Annotated in this window: 10 protein-coding genes; all 10 read left to right on the top strand. The window is 74.0% G+C overall.

The window, feature by feature from the left end; genetic code table 11:
• On the top strand, positions 1–225 hold a 225-nt coding region (locus GTW08_RS25200; RefSeq protein ID WP_202417665.1), incomplete at its 5' end, for a hypothetical protein.
• 45 nt (positions 226–270) lie between these two features.
• Entirely contained in the window at positions 271–1,617 is a 1,347-nt protein-coding gene (locus GTW08_RS25195) for an acetamidase/formamidase family protein (RefSeq protein ID WP_161152632.1), read from the top strand.
• 55 nt (positions 1,618–1,672) lie between these two features.
• Positions 1,673–4,309, top strand: a complete 2,637-nt coding sequence (locus tag GTW08_RS25190; protein ID WP_161152631.1) for a valine--tRNA ligase — start codon at positions 1,673–1,675, stop codon at positions 4,307–4,309.
• Positions 4,310–4,601: 292 nt separating this feature from the next.
• On the top strand, positions 4,602–5,954 hold the full coding sequence (locus GTW08_RS25185; RefSeq protein WP_253067260.1) for a bifunctional folylpolyglutamate synthase/dihydrofolate synthase: 1,353 nt from the start codon (positions 4,602–4,604) through the stop codon (positions 5,952–5,954).
• Complete coding sequence (locus GTW08_RS25180) at positions 5,951–6,361, top strand: DUF4233 domain-containing protein (protein ID WP_308292812.1); 411 nt, start codon at positions 5,951–5,953, stop codon at positions 6,359–6,361. The genes GTW08_RS25185 and GTW08_RS25180 overlap by 4 nt, the downstream gene beginning before the upstream one ends.
• 72 nt (positions 6,362–6,433) lie before the next feature.
• Positions 6,434–6,844: a nucleoside-diphosphate kinase gene (ndk, locus tag GTW08_RS25175; RefSeq protein ID WP_062404405.1), complete on the top strand. Its 411-nt coding sequence runs from the start codon at positions 6,434–6,436 to the stop codon at positions 6,842–6,844.
• The gene (locus GTW08_RS32225; protein ID WP_073578072.1) at positions 6,841–7,365 is read left to right on the top strand and encodes a GNAT family N-acetyltransferase; all 525 of its coding nucleotides are present in this window, start codon (positions 6,841–6,843) and stop codon (positions 7,363–7,365) included. The genes ndk and GTW08_RS32225 overlap by 4 nt, the downstream gene beginning before the upstream one ends.
• Positions 7,366–7,443: 78 nt before the next feature.
• Positions 7,444–8,220: a hypothetical protein gene (locus tag GTW08_RS25165; protein ID WP_161152629.1), complete on the top strand. Its 777-nt coding sequence runs from the start codon at positions 7,444–7,446 to the stop codon at positions 8,218–8,220.
• Positions 8,221–8,310: 90 nt separating this feature from the next.
• Positions 8,311–9,189 carry a 4-hydroxy-tetrahydrodipicolinate synthase gene (gene dapA, locus GTW08_RS25160; protein WP_161152628.1) on the top strand — a complete coding sequence of 293 codons (879 nt, stop codon included), beginning with the start codon at positions 8,311–8,313 and terminating at the stop codon, positions 9,187–9,189.
• A partial coding sequence (locus tag GTW08_RS25155) for a biotin carboxylase N-terminal domain-containing protein (protein ID WP_346009969.1) occupies positions 9,135–9,357 on the top strand: 223 nt, incomplete at its 3' end. The genes dapA and GTW08_RS25155, both read left to right, overlap by 55 nt.

Genomic DNA, 9,357 nt, shown 5'->3' with positions numbered 1-9,357 from the left:
GTCGGTCCGGTCCCGCTGCTGGTCGGGTCCCGGTGGCTGCCGCGGCACTGGGTGCTGGTCCTGGGCGTGGACGACGACGGCCGGTGGCGCGTCTACGAGCCCGGCTGCGGCCGGGTGCGGGCGTTCGACCCGGCGTTGCTCCGGCGGGGCGACCCGGCGGCCGTCGGCGGGGTGCTGGGGTGGCCGCGGCCGTGGTGCCTGCTGCTGCCCGTGGGCCGGGCGTAAACGAGCGGTGATCCGGACGTAACGGACGCGGGTGAGGGTGGGGACATGGCTCCCCCCGATCCCCGCCCGCTGCTCGCCGCGCTCGGCCGGCGCGACTTCCTCCGCGCGGCCGCCGCCGTCACCGCGGCCGGAGGGCTGGCCGGCTGCGGCACGTCCGCCACCGTCCCCGGATCCGTCGCGGCGACGCTGCCGGACGGTCCGCTGCAGCCCGGTGCGGGCGACATCCCCGGCGACCACTACCTCGGGTCCGACCCGGCCGACGTGCGCTGGGGCTACGTCCCGGCGATCGGGGCCGCTCCGGTGCTGACGATGCGGTCGGGGCAGACCGTCACCATCGACACCGTCTCCCACGAGGGCATCCTGGAGGACCAGGGCCGGGACCCGGTCGCGTGGTTCGGGCGCCACGGGGTCGCGGCCGACGGTGTGCTCTCCGATGCCGTCGCGGTCGCCCGGGACTACCGGCGCACACCGCGCGACTTCGACGCCGACGGCCCGCACGTCATCACCGGGCCGGTGTTCGTCGAGGGGGCGCGCCCCGGCGACGTCCTGAAGGTCGAGACCCTGTCCGCGGTGCCCCGGGTGCCGTACGGCGTCGTCTCCAGCAGGCACGGGAAGGGGGCACTCGGGCGCACCGCGTCCGGCGCGCCGCCCGCCGGGATCGTCCTCGACGAGGTCATGCCGCCGCCGGCCACCGACGGTCGCGCCACCGGCGACCCCGCGCGCTACGGCAACGTCTCGGTGTTCACCCCGGTCCGCGACGGGGCGGACGGCCCCGAGGCCCACCTGGCGTTCGGCGAGGGCCAGGAGGTGTCGTTCGGGCTGCGACCGTTCATGGGCACCATGGGGGTGGCCCACGCCGCGGCCGACGCCGAGAACGCCCCGGAGCTGAACTCGATCCCGCCGACCCTGGGCGGCGGCAACATCGACATCCGGTTGCTCGGCCCGGACTCGGCGTTCTACCTGCCCGTCCGCGCGGAGGGGGCACTGTTCCACGTCGGCGACCCGCACCTGGCGATGGGTGACGGGGAGGTCGCGCTGACCGCGCTGGAGGGCTCGCTGCGTGCCACGTTCCGGCTCACCGTGTGCCGGCCGGGGGAGGGCACGGCGCCGTCGGTGGCCTTCGGCCACCCGTTCGGCGAGACCCCGGACGCCTGGGTGCCCATCGGGCTCTCCGACCCGGACGGGAGCGTCGGCGGCCAGAAGGGAGACCTGGACGTCGCGATGCGCCGGGCCGTGGTCAACGCGCTCGACTTCCTGCAGGAGGACCGGGGCATGGACCGGGCGACGGCCTACGCCTACCTCTCCGCGGCGGCGGACTTCGCGGTCTCGCAGGTGGTGGACCGGACCGTCGGGGTGCACGGGGTCATCCCCAAGGCGCACTTCCGGTCCTGAGCGCGCGGGTCCGGGGGCCGGGAATCGTGTCGGTGTCGACTCGTAGACTTGACATGTGACCGAGACCCTGCCAGCGCGTACCGCCGACCTGCCCGCGAAGTGGACCCCGGGCGAGGTAGAGGGCGACATGTACCGCCGCTGGGTCGACGCCGGGTACTTCCGGGCCGACCCGTCGTCGGACAAGGACCCGTTCTGCATCGTCATCCCGCCGCCGAACGTCACCGGCAGCCTGCACCTGGGCCACGCGATGGACCACACGCTCATCGACGTGCTGACCCGGCGCGCCCGCATGCAGGGCCGTGACGCGCTGTGGCTGCCCGGCATGGACCACGCCGGCATCGCGACCCAGTCGGTCGTCGAGCGGCGGATGGCGGCCGCGGGCGAGCCGGACCGGCACACGATCGGCCGTGCGGCGTTCGTGGAGAAGGTCTGGCAGTGGAAGGCCGAGTCCGGCGGCTCGATCCTCGGGCAGATGGAGCGCCTGGGCGACGGTGTCGACTGGTCGCGCGAGCGCTTCACCCTCGACGAGGGCCTGTCCCGCGCCGTCGCCACCGTCTTCAAGAAGATGTTCGACGACGGGCTGATCTACCGGGCCGAGCGCCTGGTCAACTGGTCCCCGGCGCTGCGCTCGGCGATCTCCGACATCGAGGTCGACCACATCGAGACCGAGGGCGAGCTGGTCTCCATGCGCTACGGCGACGGGGACGCCTCGCTCGTCGTCGCCACCACCCGGGTCGAGACGATGCTCGGTGACACCGCGATCGCGGTGCACCCGGACGACGCGCGCTACGCGCACCTGGTCGGCACCGAGGTCGAGATGCCGATCACCGGGCGGCGGATCCCGGTCGTGGCCGACGACTACGTCGACCCGGAGTTCGGCTCCGGCGCCGTCAAGATCACCCCGGCGCACGACCCGAACGACTTCGAGCTGGGCCGCCGCCACGACCTGCCGATGCCGACGATCATGGACGAGGCCGGCACCATCGCCGGGACCGGTACCCGCTTCGACGGCATGGACCGCTTCGAGGCGCGCGAGGCCATCCGCGAGGAGCTGCGCGCGCAGGGCCGGATCGTCGCCGAGAAGCGCCCCTACCTGCACTCGGTCGGGCACGACTCGCGCACCGGCGTCCCGATCGAGCCGCGGCTGAGCCTGCAGTGGTTCGTCAAGGTCGAGCCGCTGGCCCGGTCCGCGGGCGACGCGGTCCGCTCCGGCGAGACCGTCCTGCACCCGAAGGAGCAGGCCAAGCGGTACTTCGACTGGGTCGACAACATGCACGACTGGACCATCAGCCGGCAGCTCTGGTGGGGCCACCGCATCCCGGTCTGGTACGGCCCGGACGGCGAGGTCGTGTGCGTCGGACCGGACGAGGAGCCGCCGTCGGGCGAGGGCTGGCGCCAGGACCCCGACGTCCTCGACACCTGGTTCTCCTCCGGCCTGTGGCCGTTCTCCACGCTGGGCTGGCCGGACGAGACCCCGGACCTGGAGCGCTACTACCCGAACTCGGTCCTGGTCACCGGCTACGACATCCTGTTCTTCTGGGTCGTCCGGATGATGATGTTCGGGACCTACGTGATGGGGAAGGCCCCGTTCCGCGACGTCTACCTGCACGGGCTCATCCGCGACGAGCACGGCAAGAAGATGTCGAAGTCCAAGGGCAACGTCATCGACCCGCTGGCGCTGATCGACTCCTACGGCGCGGACGCGCTGCGGTTCACCATCGCCCGCGGCTCCAATCCCGGCACCGACATGTCGCTGTCGGAGGAGTGGGTCGCCGGGTCCCGCAACTTCACCACGAAGCTGTGGAACATCACCCGGTTCGCGCTGGCCAAGGGCGCGGACGCGAGCCTGCCGCTGCCCGTCGACGCCGACCGCACCGACGCCGACCGCTGGATCCTGGGCCGGCTCGCCGAGGTCCGCGAGCAGACCGACGAGCTGCTCGACGGCTACCAGTTCGCCAAGGCGACCGAGGGGCTCTACCACTTCGCGTGGGACGAGCTGGCCGACTGGTACGTCGAGCTGTGCAAGACCCAGCTCGACGACCCGGCCACCGAGCCGGGCACCCGGGCCGTCCTCGGGCACGTCCTCGACGCGCTGCTGCGGATGCTGCACCCGATCGCGCCGTTCGTCACCGAGGCGCTGTGGACCGCGCTGACCGGCGGCGAGACCGTCGTGACCGCGGCCTGGCCGACGGCCGACGGCACCGGGGCGCCGGTCGACCCGGCCGCCGCGGCCCGGGTCGCCGACGCGCAGAAGGTCATCACCGAGGTCCGCCGGTTCCGCACCGAGCAGGGCCTGCCCGACCGCAAGGCCGTCGCCGCCCGCCTCACCGGCCTCGACGCCGCCGGGCTGACCGCGCACGAGCGCGCGCTGCGCTTCCTCACCCGGCTCGACCCGGGCGGTGACGACTTCGCCGTCACCGCGAGCTTCGAGGTCGCCACCTCCGGTGGGCCGGTCACCGTCGAGCTCGACACCTCGGGGGCGATCGACGTCGCCGCCGAGCGCGCCCGGCTCGGCCGCGACCTGGCCGCCGCGGAGAAGGAGCGCGACGCCGCGGACAAGAAGCTGAACAACCCCAAGTTCACCGAGAAGGCACCGGCCGAGGTCGTCGACGGGATCCGTGCCCGGCACGCGACCGCCGTCGCCGACATCGACCGCATCACCGCGCGGCTCGCCGCGCTCCCGGAGGCCTGATCCCGCCGTGGCGAAGGAGTACGACGAGTTCGACGACTTCACCGAGGCCGACTCGCCGACCTACGGCGGCGACCGGTGGGCCGAGGGCGGGTTCGGCGACTCGCCCGACGGTGAGCCGTCCGGCGGCGACGCCGAGCAGGAGCAGGACGACGAGCCCGGTGGCGAGGACCGCTCCGACGCCCCCGAGGCGTCCGACGCGGCGCCGGAGGACACCCAGGAGGCCCTGATCGCGGCCGTCCTGGACGAGATCCGCGGCGGGGGAGACCCCGACGTCGTCCCGGCCCAGTCCACCGTGACCGGCTACGCCGAGTTCCTCGCCGTCGACGCGGCGCTGGACCGGCGCTGGCCGGAGTCGGTGATGGAGCCGTCGCTGGAGCGCATGCAGGCGCTGTGCGACGCACTGGGCGACCCGCAGCGCGGCTACCCGGTCGTGCACCTGACCGGGACCAACGGCAAGACCTCCACCTCCCGGATGGTCGACGCGCTGCTCACCGAGATCGGGCTGCGGACCGGGCGCTACACCAGCCCGCACCTGCAGCGCGCCACCGAGCGGATCAACCTGGACAACCGCCCGGTCACACCCGAGCGCTACGTGGCGGCCTACCGCGAGGTGGAGCCGCTGGTCGAGCTCGTCGACGCCGGGCGCGGCGACGCGCCCGCGCTGAGCAAGTTCGAGGTGCTCACCGCGATGGCCTTCGCGGCGTTCTCCGACGCCCCGGTCGAGGCCGCGGTCATCGAGGTCGGGCTCGGCGGGCGCTGGGACGCCACCAACGTCGCCGACGGGAATGTGGCGGTGGTCCTGCCGGTCGGGCTCGACCACGCCGAGTACCTCGGTGACGACATCACCGACATCGCCCGCGAGAAGTCCGGGATCATCAAGGAGGGCTCGGTCGCCGTCCTCGCGGCCCAGGACAAGCGGGTCGCCGAGGTCCTCCTGGAGCGCTGCGCCGAGGTCGGCGCACAGGTCGCCCGGGAGGGCGCCGAGTTCGGCGTCGTGGAGCGGGAGCTCGCCGTCGGCGGGCAGCGCCTGGAGCTGCAGGGCCTGTCCGGCCGCTACGACGAGATCTTCCTGCCGCTGCACGGCGAGCACCAGGCGTCGAACGCGGCGGTCGCACTGGCCGCGGCCGAGGCGCTCGTCGGCGCCGGCACCGCGCAGCCCCTCGACCCCGACGCGGTCCGCGCCGCGTTCGCCTCGGTCCGCTCACCCGGGCGGCTCGAGCCCGTCGAGGGCGGGCCTGACCGGCCGACCGTGCTGCTCGACGCCGCGCACAACCCGGCCGGAGCCACCGCGCTCGCGGGCGCGCTGGGCTCGGAGTTCCGCTTCACCCGGCTCGTCGGCGTGATCGGGGTGCTGCAGGGCAAGGACGCCCGCGGCATCCTGGAGGGGCTGCAGCCGGCGCTGCACGAGGTCGTCGTCACCACCAACTCCTCGCCCCGTGCGATGGACCCCGACGAGCTCGGCGCGCTCGCTGCCGAGGTCTTCGGGTCCGAGCGGGTCAGTGTCGAGCCGTCGCTGGCCGAGGCCGTCGAGCAGGCCCGCGAGATCGCCGAGGAGGCGGGCGGGTCCGGGGTCGGCGTCGTCGTCACCGGGTCGGTCGTCACCGTCGGCGAGGCGCGGGCGCTGTTCGGGAAGGAACCGGAGTGAGCGACGTGCCGGGTGTGCCCGAGGGTGTGCGGCCGCCGCCCACCGACCCCATGAAGGGTGCCCGCGGCGTGTTCGCCGCGACGCTGATCCTGGAGGCGATCGTCGTCCTCCTGGCGCTGCTGGTGCTCCCGCGCTTCGGCACCGGGTCGACCGCGCTCGGCTTCGGGGTGGTGGCGGGCATCGCCGTCGCCATGATCCTGGCGTCCGGGGTGCAGCGGCGGCCGTGGGGGCTCACCGCGGCGCTGGTGCTGCAGGTGGCGCTGCTCGTCGCGGCGCTGGTGTTCCTGTCCTCGCTGGTCGTGGTTGCGGTGGTGTTCATCCTCGTGTGGGCGGTCCTGGTCTGGATGCGGCGCGAGGTGGCCCGCCGGATGGCGGCGGGGACGCTGCCGTCGCAGCAGCAGGACTGACACACGGCGGTCCGGGCGCACTCGTGACGGTGGGTGCCGGACCCCCGGCGGGTCGTCGCTACCCTGTCGCGCGTGACTGAACGCACTCTCGTCCTGGTCAAGCCCGACGGCGTCGCGCGCAAGCTCGTCGGTGAGGTCGTCTCGCGCATCGAGCGCAAGGGCCTCGGTCTGGTGGCCCTCGACCTGCGCACGGTGGACCGTGAGCTGGCCGCCCAGCACTACGCCGAGCACGACGGCAAGCCCTTCTTCGAGGAGCTGCTGTCGTTCATCACCTCCGGCCCGGTCCTGGCCGCGGTCGTCGAGGGCCCCCGCGCCATCGCCGCCTGGCGGCAGATCGCCGGCGGCACCGACCCGGTGGAGAAGGCCACCCCCGGCAGCATCCGTGGCGACCTCGCCCTGGAGACCGGTTCCAACCTGGTGCACGGCTCGGACTCCCCGGAGTCGGCCGACCGGGAGATCAAGCTCTGGTTCCCGAACCTGTGACCGCAGGCGTCCCGGCCGTCCGCCGGGTCGTCGACCCCCACCCCGGCGCCGCCGCCGCGCTCGGTGACCTCTGGATCGCCGTGACCGAGGCCGGCGGCGCCGTGGACTTCGTGCCCGGCGCCGACCCGGACGAGGTCCGCGCACTGGCGGTCGAGACCGTCGACGCCGCCCGGTCCGGCGCGTCCCGGATGTTCGTGCTGGGGGAGGACACCGCCCCGCTGGGCACGGTCTTCCTGGTCCCGGGCACCGGCATCGCCGCGCACCGCGCCGACGTGCAGCGCCTCATGGTCCGCCCTGACCTGCAGGGACGTGGTCTCGGCACGGTCCTGCTCGACGCCGCCGTCGCCCACGCCCGGGAGACGGGCCTGGCAATGCTGACCCTCGGCGCCCGCGGCGGCACCCCGCTGCCCGCGTTCTACGCCGCCCGCGGCTTCGTCGAGTACGGCAGGCTGCCCGGCGGGGTGCTGCTCTCCCCGGAGGACGCGCGCGACGTCCACCTGTTCTTCCTGCCGCTCGGCTGACCCCCCGGCCCGCGGGAAGATCGAATCCCCCCGACGGCCGGATGGCAGAGGCCGTCCCCGCGGTCCACCATGTGGGCCATGACCGTGCTCACCCCGCGCCCGACGACCGCGGACCTGGTCCGTGGAGTCGTCGTGGCGGTCCTGGCGATCCTGCAGGTACTCGTGTCGGTGCTCGGGGGGTCGGGGATCGGCGCCGTCGCGCGCGACTACGACACCCCGCTGCTGGCCGCGGGATGGGCGTTCTCGATCTGGGGTCTGATCTACCTGGGCGTGCTGGTCTACGCCGGCTACGCCCTGCTGCCCGGCCAGCGCGGCCGCGAGGTGCACCGCCGCGTCGGCTGGTGGGTCGCGGCGACCGCGGTGCTCAACCCGCTGTGGATCGCGGCCTTCTCGAACCGCTGGGTGGTCACCGCCGAGGTGCTGCTGGTCCTGCTCGTCGTCGCGCTCGGTGTCGTCTACGGACGGCTGTCCCGCAGCGTCGCCGACGGCTGGGCGGAACGGCTGGCGATGCGACTGCCGCTGGCCGTCTACCTCGGCTGGTCCTCGGCCGCGCTGGTGCTGGGCCTGATGGCGGCCGGCGTCGCGGTCGGGCTGCCGTCCGACGGGGTGCTCCCGCAGGTCGCGGCGATTCTGCTGCTCGTGATCCTCACCGCGGTCGTGCTGTCGGTAGTCGGCTCCACCGCCGGGTTCGCGGGCTTCGCGGGGGCGCTGTGCTGGGCGCTGCTGGGCGTCGTCGCCAACGACCGGCCGATCGCCGTCACCGTCGTCGCGACCGTCGCAGCGGGGATGATCGCGGTGCAGGCGGTGCGCCGGATCACGCGGTCGGTCCAGCCGGCCCGGCTGGCCCTGGGCTGAGCCGGCGGCTGAGAGGAAACCCGCACCGGGACGTCGGTCCCGCTTGCTACGGTCGCACCGGCAGGAGCAGCGGTACCAGGGAGGCCCGGCATGATCACCGGAAGCATCGTCGCGATCGTGACCCCGATGCACGACAGCGGCGAGGTCGACCACACGGCCCTCGGCGAGCTCGTCGAGCGGCAGGTCGAGGCGGGCACCGCGGCGATCGTCTCGGTCGGCACGACCGGCGAGTCGTCCACGCTGTCGGTGCTCGAGCACACCGAGGTCATGCGGCGCACCATCGAGGTCGCGAACGGCCGGGTCCCGGTCATCGCCGGCACCGGGGCGAACTCCACCGCCGAGGCGATCCACCTGACCCGCGCCGCGCGGGCGGCCGGCGCCGACGGCGCGCTGCTCGTGACGCCGTACTACAACAAGCCTCCGCAGGAGGGCCTCTACCAGCACTTCAAGCGGATCGCCGAGACCGTCGACATCCCGCAGTACCTCTACAACGTCCCGGGTCGCACGGCCTGCGACATGCTGCCGTCGACGGTGGCCCGGCTGGCGGAGATCCCGAACATCGTCGGCCTCAAGGAGGCCAAGGGCGACCTGGACCGGGTCCGCGAGCTCGTCGCGCTGGGCCTGGACGACTTCGCGCTGTACTCCGGTGACGACGGCACCGCCCGCGCGTCGATGCTCGCCGGGTTCCACGGCGACATCTCGGTGACCGCGAACGTCGCCCCCGAGACGATGGCCCGGATGTGCAAGGCCGCCGTCGCCGGTGACGCCGAGACCGCCTCCGCGCTCGACGCCGACCTCGCGGGCCTGCACGCGGCGCTGTTCTCCGAGCCGAACCCGATCCCGGTGAAGTGGGCGCTGGCCGAGCTGGGACTCATGCCCGGCGGGATCCGGCTGCCGCTGGTGCCGCTGGACGAGTGGCACCACGAGGACGTCCGCGCCGCGCTGCGGGCCGCGGGCCTGCTGTCCTGAGCCCCGCCCTCCCCGGGGCGCTGCTCGTCGCCAACCGCGCCGAGATCGCCGTCCGGATCATGGAGACGGCGTCGGGGCTGGGCGTGCGCACGGTCGCCGTGCACGCTGCCGACGACGCCGCCTGCGCACACGTCGCCCGCGCCGACGCCGCCGTCGCGCTGCCCGGCA

It is taken from the genome of Pseudonocardia sp. SID8383 (genome assembly GCF_009864975.1).
GTDB classification, from domain to species: Bacteria; Actinomycetota; Actinomycetes; order Mycobacteriales; family Pseudonocardiaceae; genus Pseudonocardia; species Pseudonocardia alni.
Note: the sequence above shows the minus strand (reverse complement) of the source record. Positions and strands in the feature narration are given on the sequence as shown.

Excerpts from the sequence above, each read along its gene's own strand:
- GTW08_RS25195 (WP_161152632.1), top strand. The coding sequence starts at position 271 with ATGGCTCCCCCCGATCCCCGCCCGCTGCTCGCCGCGCTCGGCCGGCGC.
- GTW08_RS25165 (WP_161152629.1), top strand. The coding sequence starts at position 7,444 with ATGACCGTGCTCACCCCGCGCCCGACGACCGCGGACCTGGTCCGTGGA.
- dapA (WP_161152628.1), top strand. The coding sequence starts at position 8,311 with ATGATCACCGGAAGCATCGTCGCGATCGTGACCCCGATGCACGACAGC.